General features: G+C 64.2%; 13 protein-coding genes. 9 read left to right on the top strand and 4 right to left on the bottom strand.

Annotation, left to right across the window (positions count from 1 at the left end; genetic code table 11):
• The first annotated feature begins 199 nt into the window (after nucleotides 1-199).
• The 4 genes from VVT58_RS02485 to VVT58_RS02470 all read left to right on the top strand — a co-directional run bounded on the left by VVT58_RS02485 (nucleotide 200) and on the right by VVT58_RS02470 (nucleotide 5988).
• Nucleotides 200-2521, top strand: a complete 2322-nt coding sequence (locus tag VVT58_RS02485; protein ID WP_327751766.1) for a TonB-dependent receptor domain-containing protein — start codon at nucleotides 200-202, stop codon at nucleotides 2519-2521.
• 4 nt (nucleotides 2522-2525) lie between these two features.
• A complete protein-coding gene (locus VVT58_RS02480; protein ID WP_327751765.1) occupies nucleotides 2526-3866 on the top strand; it encodes an ectonucleotide pyrophosphatase/phosphodiesterase in 1341 nt (446 codons plus the stop codon).
• Between the two features lie 90 nt (nucleotides 3867-3956).
• Entirely contained in the window at nucleotides 3957-4640 is a 684-nt protein-coding gene (locus tag VVT58_RS02475; RefSeq protein WP_327751764.1) for a response regulator transcription factor, read from the top strand.
• Between the two features lies 1 nt (nucleotide 4641).
• A complete protein-coding gene (locus VVT58_RS02470) occupies nucleotides 4642-5988 on the top strand; it encodes a HAMP domain-containing sensor histidine kinase (RefSeq protein WP_327751763.1) in 1347 nt (448 codons plus the stop codon).
• 51 nt (nucleotides 5989-6039) lie between these two features.
• On the opposite strand, the gene VVT58_RS02465 is transcribed toward VVT58_RS02470, so the two are convergent.
• On the bottom strand, nucleotides 6040-8586 hold the full coding sequence (locus tag VVT58_RS02465; protein ID WP_327751762.1) for a TonB-dependent receptor: 2547 nt from the start codon (nucleotides 8584-8586) through the stop codon (nucleotides 6040-6042).
• A 457-nt stretch (nucleotides 8587-9043) separates the two neighbouring features.
• On the opposite strand from VVT58_RS02465, the gene VVT58_RS02460 reads away from it, so the two are divergent.
• The 3 genes from VVT58_RS02460 to VVT58_RS02450 all read left to right on the top strand — a co-directional run bounded on the left by VVT58_RS02460 (nucleotide 9044) and on the right by VVT58_RS02450 (nucleotide 11489).
• Complete coding sequence (locus VVT58_RS02460) at nucleotides 9044-10150, top strand: endonuclease/exonuclease/phosphatase family protein (protein WP_327751761.1); 1107 nt, start codon at nucleotides 9044-9046, stop codon at nucleotides 10148-10150.
• A complete protein-coding gene (locus tag VVT58_RS02455; protein WP_327751760.1) occupies nucleotides 10150-11001 on the top strand; it encodes a hypothetical protein in 852 nt (283 codons plus the stop codon). The genes VVT58_RS02460 and VVT58_RS02455 overlap by 1 nt, the downstream gene beginning before the upstream one ends.
• 116 nt (nucleotides 11002-11117) lie before the next feature.
• On the top strand, nucleotides 11118-11489 hold the full coding sequence (locus VVT58_RS02450) for a YciI family protein (RefSeq protein ID WP_327751842.1): 372 nt from the start codon (nucleotides 11118-11120) through the stop codon (nucleotides 11487-11489).
• Between the two features lie 35 nt (nucleotides 11490-11524).
• Here VVT58_RS02450 and VVT58_RS02445 read toward each other — a convergent pair whose 3' ends face one another.
• Nucleotides 11525-12145: a glutathione S-transferase gene (locus VVT58_RS02445; protein ID WP_327751759.1), complete on the bottom strand. Its 621-nt coding sequence runs from the start codon at nucleotides 12143-12145 to the stop codon at nucleotides 11525-11527.
• A 115-nt stretch (nucleotides 12146-12260) separates the two neighbouring features.
• Between VVT58_RS02445 and VVT58_RS02440 the strand changes: the two genes are divergently transcribed.
• On the top strand, nucleotides 12261-15590 hold the full coding sequence (locus VVT58_RS02440) for a PAS-domain containing protein (protein ID WP_327751758.1): 3330 nt from the start codon (nucleotides 12261-12263) through the stop codon (nucleotides 15588-15590).
• Here VVT58_RS02440 and VVT58_RS02435 read toward each other — a convergent pair.
• Together VVT58_RS02435 and acs are read right to left on the bottom strand one after the other, a co-directional pair.
• Complete coding sequence (locus VVT58_RS02435) at nucleotides 15580-16218, bottom strand: response regulator transcription factor (protein WP_327751757.1); 639 nt, start codon at nucleotides 16216-16218, stop codon at nucleotides 15580-15582. The two genes, VVT58_RS02440 and VVT58_RS02435, sit on opposite strands and share 11 nt — an antisense overlap.
• The gene (gene acs, locus VVT58_RS02430) at nucleotides 16197-18149 is read right to left on the bottom strand and encodes an acetate--CoA ligase (RefSeq protein ID WP_327751756.1); all 1953 of its coding nucleotides are present in this window, start codon (nucleotides 18147-18149) and stop codon (nucleotides 16197-16199) included. Before acs ends, VVT58_RS02435 begins: the two co-directional genes overlap by 22 nt.
• 180 nt (nucleotides 18150-18329) lie before the next feature.
• On the opposite strand from acs, the gene VVT58_RS02425 reads away from it, so the two are divergent.
• Nucleotides 18330-19772, top strand: a complete 1443-nt coding sequence (locus VVT58_RS02425; RefSeq protein ID WP_327751755.1) for a DcaP family trimeric outer membrane transporter — start codon at nucleotides 18330-18332, stop codon at nucleotides 19770-19772.
• Nucleotides 19773-19774 lie beyond the last annotated feature (2 nt).

Below are 19774 nucleotides of genomic sequence, written 5' to 3'. Positions count from 1 at the left end.
CCCACCAATTCGTCATGCCGAACCTGTTTCAGCATGACGAATGAGGATAGCCTGCCCGATCATTCAACTGCCGCCGCCCCAATTGTGACATCAGCGTCACGAAATTGTCTCTCCTCGGTCAAGCACCGCACATCGCAGTGCAACATTGAACGGCTAGGGCGCCCCCCAATCCACGATTGCGGAAAAAGGGGAAGTCCACATGCGTATCGCCACTATCCTGCTGATGGCATCCACCGCCATGGCCGCCATGCCCGCCTTCGCGCAGGAACCTGCGCCCGCTCCATCTTCCACCGATGCCGCAGCCGAAGGGGCGAACATCATCGTCTTCGGCCGGGGCGAAACCCGCCAAGTGCAGGAAATCAAGGCGCAGGACATCGTCACCCTGACGCCCGGCACCAATGCGCTGAAAGCCATCGAAAAGCTGCCAAGCGTCAATTTCCAGTCGGCCGACCCGTTCGGCAATTACGAATGGTCGCAGCGCGTCACCATCCGCAGCTTCAACCAGAGCCAGCTCGGCTTCAACTTCGACGGCATTCCGCTTGGCGACATGAGCTACGGCAATCATAACGGCCTGCACATCACCCGCGCCATCAGCTCCGAAAATATCGGCAGCGTGCGCGTGTCGCAGGGCGCCGGTTCCATCGGCACCCAGGCGACCAATGCGCTGGGCGGCACGGTGGAAACCTTCTCCGCCGATCCGGCCGATTATCTGAGCGGCGGCGCGCTCTCGGGTCAGGGCAACCTCACCTATGGCAGCGACGAAACCTGGCGCGCCTTCGCCCGTCTGGCGCTGGGCAGCCGGGACGGGATTCGGGGCTATGTCTCCTATGGCTATGGCTCGACCGACAAATATAAGGGGCAAGGCACGCAGGACCAGCATATGGGCAATGCGAAGGTCGTTATCCCCGTCGGTGACGTGACGGTCGACGGCTGGCTCAGCTATTCCGACCGGCGCGAGCAGGATTATCAGGACATGTCCATGTCGATGATCCAGCGGCTCGGCTGGAACTGGGACAATACATATCCCGACTATGCCCGCGCGATCGACTATGCCAGCCGCCTCAACGACGTCGATCGGATCAGCAACAGCGGCGGGTCGCCCTTCCCCGACGGGCGCTACGACTATAGCGGCGCGCTGGTGGCCGGAGGTCAGGTCTATCCCGGCAATGTCACCAGCGCCGACGACGCCTATTATGACGCGTCGGGCCTGCGCAAGGACTGGCTGGGTGCGATCGGCGTCTCCGCGCCGCTGGGCGAGCATGCCAGCTTCAAGCTGAAGGGCTATTATCACAACAACAAGGGCATGGGGCTGTGGGCGACACCCTATGTCCCCAGCCCCAATGGCGTCCCCATGTCGGTGCGCACCACCGAATATCAGATGGACAGGATCGGCGTATTCGGCAGCGTCGACTTCGCGCTGGGCATCCAGAATTTCACCGTCGGCGGCTGGTATGAGAATAACAAGTTCAACCAGGCCCGCCGCTTCTACGCCTTCGCCAGCCGGACCGAGCCGGGCCTGAGCTTCCGCGACTATCCAAAGAATCCCTTCGCGACCCAGTGGGAGTTCGATTTCACCACCGACACGATCCAATATCATGTCCAGGACCAGATCGATTTCGGCATGGTGAAGATCAATCTGGGCTGGAAGGGTTTCAAGGTCACGAACGAGGCCGACGCCGTGGTTCAGGCCACCTTCCCCCAAGGCCGCATCAAGGCGGAGGACTGGTTCCAGCCCCATGCCGGTTTCGCGGTCGAACTGTCGCCCGAAGCTGAAGTCTTCGGCGGCTTCACCCAGGCGACCCGCGCCTTCGCCAGCGCGACGACCACCGGCCCCTTCTCGACCAACCAGACCGGCTTCGATGCGATCAAGAACAATCTGAAGCCGGAAGAGTCGGACACCTATGAACTCGGCCTGCGCTACAACACCCCGGTGTTCAACGGCGTGATCGGCGCTTATCTGGTCAACTTCCGCAACCGCCTGCTCGCGGTCCAGGTGGGATCGAGCATTCAGGGCAACCCGTCGGCCCTTCAGAATGTCGGCAATGTCCGCGCCGTCGGCGTCGAGGCGGCGGGCGACCTGAAGCTGGGCGGCGGCTTTGGTCTTTATGCGTCCTACAGCTATACCGACGCCACCTATCGCGACGATGTGGTGAACGGCGACGGCACGCTGGTCGCGGCGATCAAGGGCAAGACCGTGGTCGACAGCCCCAAACATATCGCCCGCGGCGAGATCAACTATGAGCATGAAGGCGCCTATGGCCGGATCGGCGTCAATTACATGTCGCGCCGCTATTACAGCTACACCAATGACGCGTCGGTGCCGGGCCGGGTGATCGTGGACGCGACCGTCGGTTATCATTTCAGCCCGAATCTGGAATTGCAGCTCAACGCCACCAACCTGCTCGACAAGCGCTATGTCGGCACCATCGGGTCGGGCGGCTTCGGCAATAGCGGCGACGCCCAGACGCTGCTGGTCGGTGCCCCGTCGCAATTCTTCGTCACCCTCAAGGCGGGGTTCTGAAGCGATGACCAAGGCCGCGCTGTTCGTGATCGCCCTCGCCGCCCTTCCCGGCGCGGCGCTGGCGAACCCGGTCCTGCTGATCTCCATCGACGGGCTGCGGCCCGGCGACGTGCTGGAAGCGGACAAGCGCGGCCTTGCCATTCCCAATCTGCGCCGCTTCGTGAAGGAGGGCACATCGGCATCGGGAGTGACGGGGGTGCTGCCCACCCTCACCTATCCCAGCCATACGACGCTGATCACCGGCGTTGCGCCCGCCCGGCATGGCATCACCGCCAATAACAGCTTCGATCCCATGCAGATCAATCAGGGCGGCTGGACCTGGTATGCCTCCGACATACAGGTACCGACCTTGTGGGAAGCGGCGACGAAGGCAGGCCTCACCACCGGCAACGTCCATTGGCCGGTCAGCGTCGCGGCGAAGGGCGTGACCTGGAACCTGCCGCAGATATGGCGCACCGGCCATGCGGACGACGTCAAGCTGCTCGACGCGCTGTCGACGCCCGGCCTGAGAGCGGAACTGGAAAGGGCGACCGGCGCATCCTATGCCATGGGGATCGACGAAAGCCTGCCCGGCGACGAAAATCGGGGCCGCTTCGCCACCGCCCTGATCGAAAACCACAAGCCCGATTTCCTGACCGTCTATCTGACCGCGCTCGACCATGAGCAACATGCGAAGGGTCCGGGTACGCCGGGTGCAAAGGCCGTGCTGGAGAAGATCGACGGGATCGTCGGCCAGCTCATCGCCACGGAACGCAGGGCGCATCCCGACGCGGTCATCGCGCTGGTCAGCGACCATGGGTTCCAGGCGACGCAAAGCGCCGTCAACCTGTTCCGTCCCTTCATCGATGAAAAGCTGATCACGCTCGACAAGGACGGCAAGGTCGCCTCCTGGCTGGCCATGCCCTGGATTTCGGGCGGATCGGCAGCGATCATGCTGGCCCAGCCGGAGGATCAGGCTCTGACCGCGCGGGTCAAGGCGCTGCTCGACCGGCTGGCGGCCGATCCCGCTCATGGCATCGCCCGGATCGCGGATCGCGGGCAGATCGCGCAAATGGGCGGCAATCCGCAGGCCGCCTTCTACGTCGATCTCCAGCCCGGCTTCGTGACCGACATTTTTCGCGGGCCGGGCGCGCCGCTCGTGGCGCCTGCCCCGGTCAAGGGCATGCATGGCTATTTTCCGGGACCGGCCAATTTGCAGTCGACCTTTCTCCTGATGGGTAAGGGCGTCCCCGCGGGCAAGACGCTGGGCCAGATCGACATGCGCGCCATTGCCCCCACCTTGGCCCGGATCATGGGGGCAAGCCTGCCGGACGCCGGGAAGCCGCCCATCGACTTGCGGCCATAATCTCCGTCCGGCCCCGCATTTCATTGGCATTGCAGGACGGGAATGCTAAGGCCGAGCCGCAGGGGACAATCTCATCATTGGAATGGATAAGTGGCCCTGCATCTGCTGATCGTCGAGGATGACGAACCTCTCGCCCTGCAACTTGCCGAACAGCTTCGCCTGATCGGGCATAGCAGCAGCATCGTGCAGGATGGCCGGCGCGCCATCGAAGCGGTCGCGGGCACCCAGTTCGACGCCATCATCCTGGATCGCATCCTTCCCGGCATGGACGGGATCGCCGTGCTGCGCAGCCTGCGCGACAATAATATCCTGACCCCCGTGATCATGATGACCGCATTGGGCCAGTCCCGGCAGAAGGTCGAAGGGCTGAACAGCGGCGCCGACGATTATGTGGTGAAGCCGGTCGATCCGGCCGAACTCAATGCCCGGCTCCAGGCGCTGGTCCGGGCGCGCGGCTGGGTGGAGCGCGGATCGGACGAAACGCTGCGCGCAGGCGACCTGCTCGTCAGCCCGACAAAGTATTGCGCCTGGCGCAACGGCAAGGTGCTCAACCTCCAGAAGATCGAGTTCAAACTGCTGACCGAACTGGTACGCAATGCCGACAGCACGGTCACACGCGCCATGTTGCTGGAGCGCGTGTGGAATTATGATTTCGAACCGGCGACCAACATCGTAGAGGCCTATATCCGCAGGTTACGGATCAAGCTCACCGAATTTGGCGACGATGATCCCATCAGGACCATTCGCGGCGTCGGCTATATGTTGAGGGGATGATTTGCAGTTGCGATCGCTGCGGGCGCTGACGCTCGCCTTCCTTGCGGTTTTTCTCTGCGCGACGCTGGCGACCGCCTTCGGCATCTATTTCGCGACCTTCCGAACGATCGACCATCTGGTCGGCCAGCGCATCGAAAGCGCCAGCAATGTGATCGCGCCGGAGGGGGAGGCCTATAGGGCGCGGCGTATCGGCCTGCGGATCATGGCCGCGTCACGGGACCGGGACACGGGCGATCTGGGCTTCATCCTGTTCGAAAATGGGCGGCAGATCGCGGGCAATGTCCGGGTGACCCGGCCATTGCCGCTTGGCGTGTCGTGGGTCGACGTTGCGGACAGGATCAAGGGTCTCAGCCACGGCCAGGTGCTGGTGCGGGATCTGGGCAACGGCCTGCGCCTGGCGGTGATCGCGGAAACCGAGCCGTTCGACCATTATAATGCGGCGCGGGCGCGCATCTACCTGATCGGCTTCGGATCGATCATCGCCATCGCCCTGGCGGCCGCGACCACTTTCACGCTGATCGTGCGGCGGCGTATCGTCGACATGCGCCGCACGGTGGAGGCGATATTCGACGGCGACCTTTCGCAGCGGGTGCCGGTCGACGGATCCGGCACCGCCTTCGACAGCCAGGCCGCCGCCTTCAACCGGATGCTGGACCGGATCAACGAGTTGATGGAGGAGGTTCGCAACGTCACCAACGGCGTCGCGCACGAATTGCGCACGCCATTGGCGCGGCTGCGCAACCAGCTCAGCTTGATCGCCGCCGATCCTGCGGCGAAGCCAGTCCGCCCCGGCATAGAAAAGGCGCAGGCGGAGGCGGACCGGCTGTTGGCGCTGTTCGCGGCATTGCTGCGCATCGCGGAGGTGGATAGCGGAGCGCGGCGAACGAACTTCGCGCCCGTGGACCTGCGCGCGCTGGTCGAAGAGACGATCGAAGCGCTGGAGCCTGTGATCGAGGAAAGCGGCCACCAGATCGCCGCGCTGGCGCTGGAACCGGCCGTCCTTAATGGCGACCAGCCATTGTTGACGCAGATGATCGTCAACCTGATCGAGAATATCCTGCGGCACACCCCTGCGGGCACGGACATGAGGATCACCTTGCAAGGGGGAGCGGAGGAGACGTCCCTGATCGTGTCCGACAACGGCCCCGGCATCGCTGCGGCGGACAGGGCAAAGGCGCTGGATCGCTTCGGTCGCCTGACCGTCGAGGGTAATGGGGTGGTGGAGGGCAAGGGCCATGGCTTCGGCCTGCCTTTGATCGCTTCCATAGCGTGGCTGCATGGCGGCACGCTGGAACTCAGCGATGCGCGGCCGGGACTGCGGGTGACGCTACGCTTCCCCCGCGCATGAAAAAAGGGGCCGCAGCGTAAGCCACGGCCCTCTTCTTCATTTGCTTGACGATCAGAACTTGACGCTGGCTTCCACGCCATAGGTGCGCGGCGCATTGAAATTGCCGTAATCGCCCAGGATGTTGTTGACGCTGCCCGTCGTCACGCTGGTCGTCGGCGCGCCGGGCAGGCTGTTCGACGGGTCGCGGCGGAACACATATTGTTCGTTGAACAGGTTGCGGCCCCAGACGCTGAGCGTCAGATTGCGGCCATAGCCCACATCGACATCGGCCAGCGAGATGCGGCCGTTGAAGATCAGCGAGCTGTCATTCTTCGTGGCGAACTGGTCGAAGGCCTGGGTGGCCTGCGAATAATTGCCGTCGAAGTGGAACTTCAGCTTCGTGTCGCCACCGCCGATCGGCAACGCATAGTCGATCGACCCGCTCGCGGCGTTGCGCGGCGTGAAGACGATGTAGAACTGCTGGTTTACCGTGGTTGTGGCGATCACAGCTGGTGTTGTGCCGGTAGCGGGCGTGACGACCGCCGAGTAAGTGATCGGCACCAGCGGGATATGCGTATAGGTGTAGGCATAGGATGCGTTCAGCGTCAGCCCGTCGATCGGCTCCAGCGTCAGGTCGGCCTCGATGCCGCGAATCTTGGTCGTGCCGGGCGCGTTGATCGTGACGAGGTTGTTGAAGCTGCCCGTCGCGGTCACCTGGATCGAACTGATGTCGACCTGGCTGTCCTTGCGGTCCATGATGTAACCGGCCAGGTTGAAGCGGGCGCGGTTGTTCCAGAAGTCAGACTTCAGGCCGACTTCATAGGATTTCACGTCTTCGGGGTTGAAGGCCTGATAGTTGGACGTGCGCGAGCTGGCGCCGCCGGCGCGATAGCCGGTCGCATATTTGGCATAGACGTGCAGGCCGTTGCTGACGTCATAGGCGATGGTCGCCATCGGATTGAAGCGGTTCCACGTCGCATCGAGCGGCTTGTAGCCGTTCGCCGTCGCCTTGGCGGTGTCGACATCATAGTTGATGTTGCGCGAGAAGTGCAGCACGCCCGTCTTCTCGTCATGCGTATAGCGGCCGCCGACGGTCAGGTGCAGCGCGTCGGTGGCGTTCCAGGTGATCTGGCCATAGGCAGCGTAGCTTTTCGACCAGACTTCCGAGGCGCGGTCGATCGAGCGGCAACCGACCTGCGAGCCGAAGCCGCCCGAGCCGGTGCAGGGGTTGAGGATCGTGTAGACGGGTTGGCCAGCGCCGTTCAGATACACGCCGTTCGAATTCGGCGTCGCGGCGTCGTCGCTGACATGCTCGTTGAAGTAGAAGAGGCCCGCGACATAATCGATGGAGCCCACGGTGCCGACGGCCTGCAATTCCTGGCTGAACTGGCGCTGGCGCAAATCGGCAAGGCTGTAACGGCTGAACGCGCAGGGCGCGGCCTGGGTGCAGGATGCCGTCAGGTTGACGACCGGAACGCGATGCGCGCCGCCCGAATTGTCCCACTGGGTGGCGTCGACGCCGCGCCATGCGGTGATGGAGCGCAGTTCGATCTCGGGCGAGACTTCCCACTTCAGCATGTTGGTGAAGCCGTGCGTCTTGTCGATGCTGGGCTGCTGCGGCACGCCGATGTCGGCCACCTTCATGCGGGTATCACCGTTGACGACGACGCCCGGCAGCAGCGGCTTCACCGTGCCCGTCAGGTTGGTGTAGCTGGTGCCCGGCAGCTTGCAGTTGGGCTGCGAAGCCTGGGTGCCGGCGACGCAACCATTGGGGTTGTAGTTCAGAAGCTGGCTGTAGAAGGGCGTGTTGGCATCCCGCGCGACATCATAGGAAAAGTCGTTGGTGATGGTGCTGGTCGGCTGCCAGCGCACGGCGGCGCGCAGACCCTTGCGATTATAATAGTTGAAGCCGGTCTGGCCCGCGAGCGGGTTTTCGGTCGTCGCGTCCTGATGTTGGATCACGCCGTCCAGCTTGACGGAGAAGCCCGCGACCTTGGGCAGGTCGAGGTGGAAGTCGCCGGTCCGGCCGCCATAATTGCCGATGCCCGCTTCGATGCGGCCGCCGAATTCGCCGGTCGGCGCCTTGCTGACGATGCTGAGCGCGCCGCCTTCGGTGTTGCGGCCGAACAGCGTGCCCTGCGGACCCTTCAGCACTTCGACGCGCTCGACGTCGAACAGCGCGGCGTTCAAGCCGTGCTGGCGGCCCATATAGACGCCGTCGACATAGATGCCGACGCCCTGTTCACGGGCGGGCTGGTTGGCGTCGAGCGGCACGATGCCGCGAATGCCGATGGTGAGGGCCGACTGGCGCGCTTCGAAGGTCGCGATGCGCAGCGACGGGACGGCGCCATCGGCCAAGTCGTAAAGGCTGGCGACGTGACGGTCCTTGAGCGCCTCGGTGCTCATCACCGCCATGGAGATCGGCGTTTCCTGCAGATTGGTTTCGCGCTTGGTTGCGGTGACGACGATCGTGCCGAGACCGGCATCGTCGACGGCGGCGGCGGCATCGACGGGCTGCTGCGCATCGGTCGCGGCGCTGGCCAGCGCTGGCGCGGAAACCGACGCCAGCAGCAGGCCGCAAAGCGACGCGCGCAACAGGGAGGCGGAAGGACGAATCATGCGTGTAACCCCTTTCAAATCCATCAAGTGGACGTTTTCCGGGGCCGCCATTAGGTCTCGATCACAACATTTTTGTTACATTGACTGTAACAATAACACTACATATCCTGTAATTTTCGTTTCATAATTCATATTATTATAGATAATATCAAATAATATTTCAGTTTAATCAAAAATTGAATTGTGAATTTATCGATTAATATCAATAATTATTTCTCAATAAATCAAACTATATTTCATTATATTTCATGAATTATCCAAAATTATTTTCACCGATAAATAAAAATGAGAGACATGGTCCGAACCGGAATATACCCATTCCGAAACGAAATCATGACAGACAGATGGCATTTCGATGAAAAGGTCGACTTTTAAATTTCATCCCATTGCAGCGTCAACGCCACTGCTCTGACCCAATGGCCTGCTAGTTGCGCCCCCAAAGCGGGGGGTCATCATCATGCTCAAGGCATTTCAGCCGTTGCTCTTCGTCGGGCTGGCGATGCTTGCAACATCAGGATCAGGCAGGGAAGATCCGCATCTCGCGCTGATGGCGCCAGCTACGGAGGCGACGGACAGCCATGCGCTGTCCGTCATGACCTACAACATCAAGGGATTGCCCTGGCCACTGGCCCTGGGCCGCGACGAAGCGCTGAGCCGGATCGGCGGAAGACTGGCGGCCATGCGCCAGGCGGGCCGACAACCCCATGTCGTGCTGTTGCAGGAGGCTTTCTCGTCGGAAGCTCAAGCGCTTGCCGAACAGGCCGGTTATAGGAACATCGCCTTCGGCCCCGATAGCGGACTTCGAACGAACGCCCCAACGGACGCAGCCGACATCGCCTATCTCCAGTCGGCGCGTTGGGATCGGGGCGAGCGCATGGGCAAATCGTTGAGCAGCGGACTCATGATCCTGTCCGACTATCCGATCACGGGGATCGATCGGATGGCCTTTCCGGATTTCGCCTGCGCCGGGTTGGACTGCATGGCGAACAAAGGGGTGCTGATCGCCCATCTCCATGTGCCGGGCACCGGCCCCATCAACATCGTCAATGCGCATCTGAATGCACGCAAGGCTGCTATGGTGCCCGTCGAGCGAACGCAGCAGGCCTTTGGGCGGCAGGTCGATCTGATGGCCCGATTCGTGGCCCGCCATGTGCCCAAAGGACAGGCGCTGATCCTGGGCGGCGACATGAATATCGGCAGCGACATGCAGCGCCGGACCGCCTTTTTCACGGGATTCGCCCGGTCCGGCCTGCGCTTTGTCGCGCCCGCCCTCGACGGCGCCCGCCAAGCCCTGGCCCAGACGACCGCAGACAAAGGCGCGCGCCTCGACCTGCTCCACGCGGTCGAACATGGCAAGGACTGGATCTTCGCCCGCGACGGACAGGACATGCCCTTGACTGTCCTTCAGGCGCGGGTACCCTTCGGCACCGAAGCCGGAGGCGAACCGCTGTCGGATCATTTCGGCTATGTCATCCGCTACCGTACGCCGGTCCGCCGCTTGCATGAACCAGTCCACTTCGCCAATCGCGATCCCTTGCCCGCCCGCCTGGGAGACATGCATTGATGTACCGCAGCCCCCTGGGACGCTTATCCGCCGCACTGCTGGCGGCCGTCATGATTCCCGCCATCGGCGGCATGGCTGGCGCGCAGCCATCCGATGCCCCGTCGCCCGCTCCGTCCCCGGTGACATTCCGCATGACCGCCCCCGAAGCCAATCAGGGCGCGGCGTCCGACGGCAGGTTCATCTATGCCATCGACAATGACCGGATCGGCAAATATCGCATCGCCACCGGCGAGCGCGTCGCCCAATGGCGGGGGGAACGGCGGCTTTTCCCGCATATGAACAGTTGCACCGTGGTGGATCGCGAACTGGTTTGCGCCGCGTCCAACTATCCGGCGGTGCCGCAGACCAGCGCGGTCGAATTTTTCGACACGGCCACGCTGCGCCATGTCCGCACGGTCAGCCTGGGTTTCGGCCCCGGATCGCTGACGGCGCTGGACCGGCATGACGGCAAATGGTGGGCGGTCTTCGCCAATTATGCGGGCAAAGGCGGCGAGCCGGGCCGGGATACGCGCCATACCCTGCTGGTCCGCATGGACGACCGATTCCGGCAGGAGGCCGCCTGGACCTTTCCGCCGGAAGTGCTGGCCCGCTTCACTCCCTATAGCTGCTCGGGCGCCAGTTGGAGCGCGGACGGACGGCTTTACGTGACCGGCCATGACCGGCCGGAACTCTACGAACTTGCCCTACCGGAAGCGGGCTCCATGCTTGAGCTGCGCCGCACCATCGGCATCGCGACGCCCGGACAGGCGATCGACTGGGATCCTGTCCAGCCGCGCCGCCTTTGGTCGATCGACCGGGCGAAGAACATGGTCGTGGCCAGCGAGATTTCTCCCGCCCCGGCGGAACGATAGCCGCAATCGGTGCATGGCGCAAAAGCCCGACGGAGAAGCGCAGCTGCGGCTCCGAGCCTGTTGATCATCCGGGACTTCTCCTACACTCTGATGCTGCCGGAAGCAGGAGACAGATGATGCGCGTGATGGTGCTCGTAAAGGCCACCGAAGACAGCGAACGGGGCTTCGCCCCCACGCCTGAGGCCATGGAAGCGATGGAGGCGATGGGCCAATTCAATGACGAGCTGGCCAAGGCAGGCATCCTGCTCGCCGCCGACGGCCTCACGCCCTCCTCTCAAGGCAAGCGCGTCGCGTTCGACGGCGCCGGTCGCACCGTCATCGATGGGCCTTTCGCGCAGGCCCGCGAACTGGTCGCCGGTTTCTGGCTGTGGGAGGTCAAGGACATGGACGAGGCGGTCGCCTGGGTGAAGCGCTGCCCCAATCCCATGCCGGGACCGAGCGAGATCGAAATCCGGCCGCTATATGATCTGGCCGATTTGCCGACATAGGGGGGTGGAGACGCCGGGACAAACGACAAGGCCATTCAACGCAGGAAAACCGGCTGATCGCCCTCCCGCCAGGCTGCAACGCGGATCATGGCGCGGGTGAAGACCTCCGACGCGACATGCCCCGCCAGCCACGCCTGCAAGCGTGGCAAAGGCTGGGCCGAAAACCAGTCCGGATCGGTCGCTGCAAACTGACGCACAAAGGGAAACAGGGCGACATCCGCCATCGTTCGCCTGTCGCCGCATAGCTGATAGTTCCGCTCCAGCCGCGCCTCCAGCTTGTTCAGCCATGCGACGGCCCCGGCGCGATGGACCAACGGGTCCGATCCATGGCGGCTAGCATATTTGTAGCGGTCCAGATGATGTTTGAACGGCCCGTCATTGGCGGCGATCAATTCGGGATCGTCGCCCGCCAGCCAGGCTTCGGGATCATTGCGCATCAGCGTCCAGCGCATGATGTCCAGGCTCTCGTCCAGCACCCGCCCGTCGGGCAAGGCCAACACCGGCACCGTGCCCTTGGGTGACAAAGCGAGCATCTGCGCGGGCTTGTCACGCAGCACCACTTCGCGCAGTTCCACGGGCTGGCCGCTTGCCAGCAAAGCCATGCGCGCCCGCATCGCATAGGGGCAGCGGCGGAAACTGTAGAGGATGGCGGTCATAGCTCGTCCAGCAATCAATCCCTGCCGCTTATCCCAATTCGCCGCTCGATCAAGCCATTGCGATCGCCGCAACCCACGCGTTGTTCCAGCGCAGAGGAACAGATAGACATCGGTTATGAGTTTGCTTTCGGCGGCCCTTCTCGCGCTTGCGATCGTCCTGCTGCTGTTCGGGATCGCCGCCATCGTGGAAAGGCGCGGCGGCCTTGCCTTCGGCCGTTACGATGTGCGCCACGGCGCCTATGCGCTGGCGCTGGGCGTCTATTGTTCGAGCTGGACCTTCTATGGCGCGGTCGGAAGCGCCGTGCGCGACGGTTGGCACTATCTGCCCATCTATCTCGCGCCCATCTGCCTGCTGATCGCCGCCCCCCGATTCCTGCGCAAGCTCGCTGAGGCGGTCGCGGAGGAGCAGGCAACGACCGTTTCCGACTTCATCGCCGCGCGCTTTGGCCATGATGTGGTCGTGGCCCGCCTCGTCACGGTCATCGCATTGCTGGGAACCGTTCCCTATGTCGCGCTGCAGTTCCGCTCCATCGGCGGCGCGATCTCGATCGTGACGGGCCGTCCCGTCGCCACGCTGGCCATGTTGACCGCCGCCTGGCTGCTGTCCCTGTTCGCCATGCTCTTCGGCGCCCGCCGGTTCGAACTGGCGGGACGCAGCGAGGGTCTCGTCTATGCCATCGGCATCGAATCCCTGCTCAAGATCATCGCGCTGACGACCGTGGCGATCCTGGCCCTCTTCCTGCTGGGCCAGGCGGACGCCACGGGTCTGGCGCGGGGCGTCACCATCTTGTCCGCCAATTTCCGGCCGGAGAGGCTGTCGATCGAGGTCGGCATCATCTTCCTCATTTCGGTCATGGCCATCATCGTCCTGCCGCGGCAATTCTACATGGGGCTGGTCGAGGCGCGCGAGCCGGGCGATCTGGTGGCCGCCCGCTGGGGACTCGCCGCCTATCTCGGCGCGATGGCGCTGATGGTGCTGCCCATCGCACTGGCGGGCGCGAGCCTGCTGCGCGGCGCCCAGCCCGATCTCTACATGCTCCAACTGCCCGAAATGAACGGACAGGGCATTGTGCTTGCCCTCGCCCTGCTGGGCGGGATCGCGGCGGCCGCATCGATGGTCGTTGTCGATTCGACCGCACTGGCGACGATGGTCTCGAACGACCTCCTCTTTCCAACATTGCTGGTACGCGAGAGCGGAGCCGAAGCTGGCGCGGGGATGCTCGGCCGGCGCATGCTGCTCGTGCGGCGCTTCTCGATCGTCGCCATCATCGCGGCGGCGCTCGCCTGGGCGCTGCTGGTTTCGGCCGAGCAATCGCTCGCCTCGATCGGTCTCGTCGCCTTCGCCGCCATGGCGCAGTTCACCCCGCACCTAATCCTTGCCACCTACGCGCCGGGCCGCGACGCCCTCGCGGCGCGAGCGAGCCTCGCCGTCGGGCTGGTCATCTGGTTCTACACCCTCGCCCTGCCGCCCATCCTGCCGTCCGCCTGGCTGGCCGCGCTTGCGGGAAGCGCGTTCGATCCGCTGCGCCTGTTCGGCATCGGAGCCGCCTCCCCGCTGGTGCATGGCGTCGCATGGAGCCTTGGCGCCAACCTTCTGGTCTTCGCCCTCGTCGCGGCGCGCAAGGTGAAGGCGCCCGTCCTTCCCCGCCTCGGCAGCCAGCGCCCGATCACTGATCTTGCCGAACTCGCGCAGCTCACCGCCAGCTTCGTCGGTGAGGAAGAGGCGGCCCGCGAATTTCCGGCAGCGGCACGCGGCACGCCCATCGACAGGCGGTCGGCGCAACGCGCCCGCGAATTGATCGCGCGCGTCGTCGGCGCCTCTTCGGCCCGCGCCCTGGTCGCCTCGGCGCTGGCCGGGGGGCAGATGAGCCTCTCCGACGTCACCCGCCTGCTTGGCGAAAGAGGGCAATCGCTCCGCTTCTCCCGCGAGCTGCTGGCCGCGACCTTCGAGCATATCGACGCCGGCATCAGCGTCGTCGATGCCGACATGAACCTGGTCGCCTGGAACAGCCAATATCTCGACCTGTTCGATTTTCCTCCCGGCTTCCTGCGGGTGGGCGCCCCGATCGCGGAAATTATCCGCTATAATGGCAGGCTTGGCGATTTCGGGGATGAGGATATCGAATTCCACGTCAAGAAGCGCCTGCGCCATATGCGCCGGGGTCTGCCGCACAGTTTCGAGCGGCGGCGCAAGGATGGCCGCGTCATCAAGACCATCGGCGGCCCGATGCCGGGCGGCGGCTATGTCACGAGCTTCATCGACATTACCGAGGACGCCCGCATTCGCGACGAACTTGGCCGGACCTTGGGAGAGCTGGAGACCCGTGTCGCGGACCGTACCCGGGAACTCAGCGACACCAATGCACGGCTTGCCGAGGCGACGAAGGACAAGACCCGTTTCCTCGCCGCCGCGAGCCATGACCTGCTCCAGCCGCTGCACGCAGCGCGATTGTTCGCCGCGGCCCTGCAACGCGAGGTCGAGGGAACGCCGCATGTGCTTGCCCAGCGCATCGACGGCGCAATCGTTGCGGCAGAGGGTCTGCTGCGCGCACTCCTCGACATCAGCAAGCTCGATGCCGGTGGCGTGCAACCGAGTCCGGAGCCGATCGATCTCGCGCCCTTTCTCACGAACCTCGCTGAAGGGTTCGCGCCGATGGCGAAGGAGAAGGGGCTGCGTCTGCTGACCGGCCCGCTTGCCGGTCATCTCGATACGGATCCGGGCCTGCTCCGCTCCGTATTGCAGAATTTCGTTTCCAACGCCCTGCGCTACACGCAGCATGGCGGGATATTGCTCGGCGTCAGGCGCAGGCGCGGCATGATCCGGATCGACATCGTCGACACCGGGGTCGGCATCGCCGCCGACCAGATCGAAACGATTTTCGGGGAATTCACCCGCCTGGGGGCGCTGGACGTCGAAGGATTGGGCCTTGGCCTGGCTCTCGCCCGCCGGATCGTCCGGCTGCTCGGCGGCAGCATCGAGGTGCATTCCGTTCCGGGAAAAGGCAGCCGGTTCAGCCTGCTCATGCCCGAAGGCACAGGACTGACCGCGCCGGAACCGGCCCCAGCAGTCAAGGCCGCTGTCCCGGAGGCGCGAGACCTTGCCGTGCTTGTGGTCGATGACGATCCAATGATCGTGGCGGCGACGGAGGCGCTGCTGGCCAGCCTAGGCCACCGGACCCTGACCGCCGGGGATGGCGAGACCGCCCGAAAGCTAGCGCATAGAGCGGACGCGGCGCTGGTCGACTTTCAGCTTGGCGGCGACGAGGACGGCCTCGCCCTGATCGCGGCGCTGCGGCGCCGGCAACCGGCCCTGCCCGCCGCGCTGGTCACGGCGGAAGATGAAGCGAGCCTTGCTGCACGCGCCGCCATGCTCGATGTCGCCTTCATCGCCAAACCCGCAGCGCCGGAAGCCATTTCGGCCTTCCTCGCGCGCGTCAGTGGTTGAGGTCGAGCCCCAGCGAACGCGCAACCAATGCCGCCTGGGTGCGGTTGTTCACATCGAGCTTGCGCATGATCGCCGTCATATGCGCCTTCACGGTCGCCTCGCTCATCATGAGGTCGTGCGCGATCTGCTTGTTGAGCTTGCCGTGCAGCACTTCCAACAGGACCTTCAACTGGGTCGGCGTCAGGGAGGCGATCTCCTTCTGCACCGCATCTTCGGGCCGTGACGGAGCGGGCGGAAGCCTATGGCCGCCCATGGCCCGCGCGATCGCCGTCTCGATCGTGGGCAGGTCGCTGTCCTTCGAGATGAAGCCGACCGCGCCCAGCGCCTGGGCTTCCTCCGCCGCCTTCGCCCCGTCGGCGCTCGAGACGACGAGGATCGGCACGCCGGGCTGTTCGGCATGCAGCAGCGCGATGCCCGAATAGCCGACCGCGCCGGGCATCTTCAGATCGAGCAGGATGAGGCGCAGGCCCACCGCTTCGCTCGCCGCCCGCACGGCGGCGGCGAGCGTGCCCGCCTCGATGATGCTGGCTTGCGGAGCGACCTTCATCACCGCCACCATCAGCGCCTGACGGAAGAGCGGGTGGTCGTCCGCGATGAGAATCGTCTCTATTGCGCCTCTTCCAACCATGGTCTGTTGGCCAGCAGATTATCGACCACGGAGGGATCGGCAAGCGTCGACGTGTCGCCAAGGTTCGAAACATCGTTTTCCGCGATCTTCCGCAGGATGCGCCGCATGATCTTGCCGGAGCGCGTCTTGGGCAGGCCGGGCGCGAACTGCAACACGTCCGGCGAGGCGATCGGGCCGATCTCGCTGCGGACCCAGCGGATCAGCTCGCCGCGCAGCGCTTCGTCCGGTTCGACATCGGCATTGGTGGTGACATAGGCATAGATGCCCTGCCCCTTGACCTCATGCGGCATGCCGACGACGGCGGCCTCGGCAACCTTGGGATGCGCGACGAGCGCGCTTTCGATTTCCGCCGTGCCCATGCGATGGCCGGAAACGTTGATGACGTCATCGATCCGGCCGGTGATCCAATAATAGCCATCCTCGTCGCGCCGGCATCCGTCGCCGGTGAAATAGCGCCCGGCGAAGGTCGTGAAATAGGTCTGGAAGAAGCGGTCATGATCGCCCCAGACGGTGCGCATCTGGCCCGGCCAGCTATCCGCCAGGACGAGACAGCCTTCGCCCGGTCCCTCGATCAGCCGCCCCTCGCCATCGACCAGCTCGGGTTTCACGCCGAACATCGGCAATGTCGCGGAGCCCGGCTTCAGCGCCGTGGCGCCGGGCAGCGGGCTGATCATCGCGCCGCCGGTCTCGGTCTGCCACCAGGTGTCGACGATGGGGCAACGCCCCTCCCCCACGATATGGTGATACCATTCCCATGCCTCGGGATTGATCGGTTCACCCACGCTGCCGAGCAGGCGCAATGTCTTGCGGCTGGTCTTGCGCACCCATTCGTCCCCCTCGCGCATCAGCGCGCGCAAGGCGGTGGGGGCGCCATAGAAAATCTCGACGCCGAACTTGTCGACGACCTGCCAGAAGCGGGAGGGGTCCGGGAAGTTGGGCACGCCCTCGAACATCACGGTCGTCGCGCCGTTCATCAGCGGCCCATAGACGACATAGCTGTGTCCCGTGACCCAGCCGATATCGGCGGCGCACCAATAGATCTGGCCGGGGCGATAGTCGAAGACATATTGGTGGGTCATCGCAGCCCACAGGGCATAGCCGCCGGTCGTGTGCAGCACCCCCTTGGGCTTGCCGGTCGAACCTGAGGTATAGAGGATGAACAGCGGGTCTTCGGCACCCATCTCCTCCGGCTCGCACTGGGCAGGCTGGTTTTCGACCGCGTTGGCCCAGTCGATGTCGCGTCCTTCGACCATGTTCACCCCGGCACCCGTCCGGCGGAGCATGATGACGGTCTCGACATCGGGACAATGGGCGAGAGCGGCGTCGACATTCGCCTTCAACGGAACCTTCTTGCCGCCGCGCAGACCCTCGTCTGCGGTGACGACGATGCGGCTCGCGCAGTCCTCTATGCGACCGGCGAGCGCTTCGGGCGAGAAGCCGGCGAAGACGATCGAGTGGATGGCGCCGATGCGCGCGCAGGCCAGCATCGCGACCGCCGCCTCGGGCACCATGGGGAGATAGAGGGTGACGCGGTCGCCCCGCTTCACGCCCCGCGCCTTGAGCAGATTGGCGAAACGGCATACCGCTTCATGCAATTCGCGATAGCTGATGCGCCGCTCAGGCTCCGCCGGATCGTCGGGCTCCCAGAGAATCGCTATGGCGTCGCCGCGCTCCTCCAGATGGCGGTCGAGACAATTGGCCGACAGGTTGAGCGTGCCATCCGCGAACCAGCTTATTCCGAAATCCTCCGCCGAAAAGCTCGTCGCCTTCACCTGGCTGAATGGCCGTATCCAGTCGAGACGCCGGGCTTCTTCGGCCCAGAAACGCTCCGGCTCCGCAATCGAGCGCGCATACATCTCCCGATATTGCGCGGCGTCGACCAGCGCCTCCTTCGCCCACTGGTTCGGAACGGGATAAACGCCCTGGTCCATAGTCTCGCACTCCTCTCCTCGATCGCTACCGATCCGTGGACCGCATCCTAAAGGCCGCCGGCGCATATCGGACCCTAGACGAAGGTCGTAGATCCCCGACCATGGTTCGGCTGTCGCCTTGCCGTGGCATGCGCGATCTTCACCCTATCCGGACAACGAGCCGGGGCCATGGAGAGGTCGATGCCAAAGCAAATGAGGCCATTGTTGCGCATCCTGCTGGGAGCGACGGCGCTTGCCGCCCCCCAACTGACTCATGCGCAGACCACGAAGGAGTCGGATCTGGCGGCGCGTCTGGAACGGCTGGAGAGCGAAGTCACCCAGCTCCGGACCGAACTCGCCGCAGCGCGCAACCAGCAGGATGAAACCGCGGCCACCGCAGCCGCCGCCGTCCGCAAGAGCGATGATGCTTCCGCGCAGGTGACCAAGCTGGCGGACAGCACGCCCAAGCTCGGTTTCCGTTCGGGCAACACCAATGTCGTCCTGTCCGGCTATGTGAAGCTGCTCGCCAGCAGCGCGCGATACAGCGGCGGCGACGACCCGAGCAACACGCTCGGCCGCGACCTCTACCTCCCGCAGTCGATCCCGGTCTTCAATCCCGCGTCCCCAACTTCGCCAACCCGCGTCACTGATTTCTCCGCAAAGCAGACGCGCTTCTGGGTGGACGCCACGACCAAGCTCGGCAGGCATGCGCTCAAGGCCTATATCGAGTTCGATTTCCAGGCCGCGCCCGGCACCCCGCAGGCGCTGGGCCAGGGCACGCAGCGCACGACCAACGCCTATGATCTGGCGATGCGCCGCGCCCTCATCCAGTTCGATCGCTGGACCTTCGGCCAGGACTTCACCAATTTCTCGAACCCGGCGGTTTTTCCGGAAAGCACCGACTATGTCGGGGGCGTCGACGGCCTGATCTTCGTGCGTCAGCCGATGGTGCGCTACAGCCTTCCGCTGAGCCACGGCCTGACCCTTCATCTGGCCGCCGAAAATCCGGAAACCGCTTCCGCGACCGCCGGCGCGCCCGCCCTCATCGAAAATGGCGAGGATCATGCGCCCGACATGACCGGCCGCCTCGAATATGCGGGTGGGTTCGGCTTCCTCGATCTTGCAGTGCTGGGGCGCCAATTGCGCGTCGACAATGCGAAGACTGGCGCTGCCCATATCGTCGATTCCCGTCTCGGTTGGGGCATCAGCACCTCCGGCAAGATATTCCTGGACGCCAAGCATGGCAGCGACATCCGATTCCAGGCGACCTATGGCGAAGGGATCGGGCGCTATCTCGGCCTGAACTTCGGGCCGGACGCGGTTCTCCAGACCAACGGGCAGCTCGCCGGCGTCCGCAACCTCGCCCTGTTCGGCGCGGGCCGCTATGCGCTGGACGATCAGTGGCGCGTCAATCTGATCGCGAGCTATCAGCGCATCTTCTACGCCGACGCCCTCGATCCCGCGACGACTGCGGGTATAGCCATGTTCAATCGTCAGGCATGGAGTGTCGCGGGCAACCTCTTCTATTCCCCGGTGAAGAATGTCGACCTCGGCATCGAGTACCGACATGGCGAGCGCCGGCTCGTCAACGATCTCAACGGCCACGTCGATCGCTTCGACGTCGCGGCGAAGTATAATTTCTGACA

Source organism: Sphingobium sp. SJ10-10, from assembly GCF_036038995.2.
Taxonomy (GTDB): Bacteria; Pseudomonadota; Alphaproteobacteria; order Sphingomonadales; family Sphingomonadaceae; genus Sphingobium.
The sequence above is the reverse complement of the archived record's forward strand: the minus strand, read 5'-3'. Positions and strand labels throughout refer to the sequence as shown.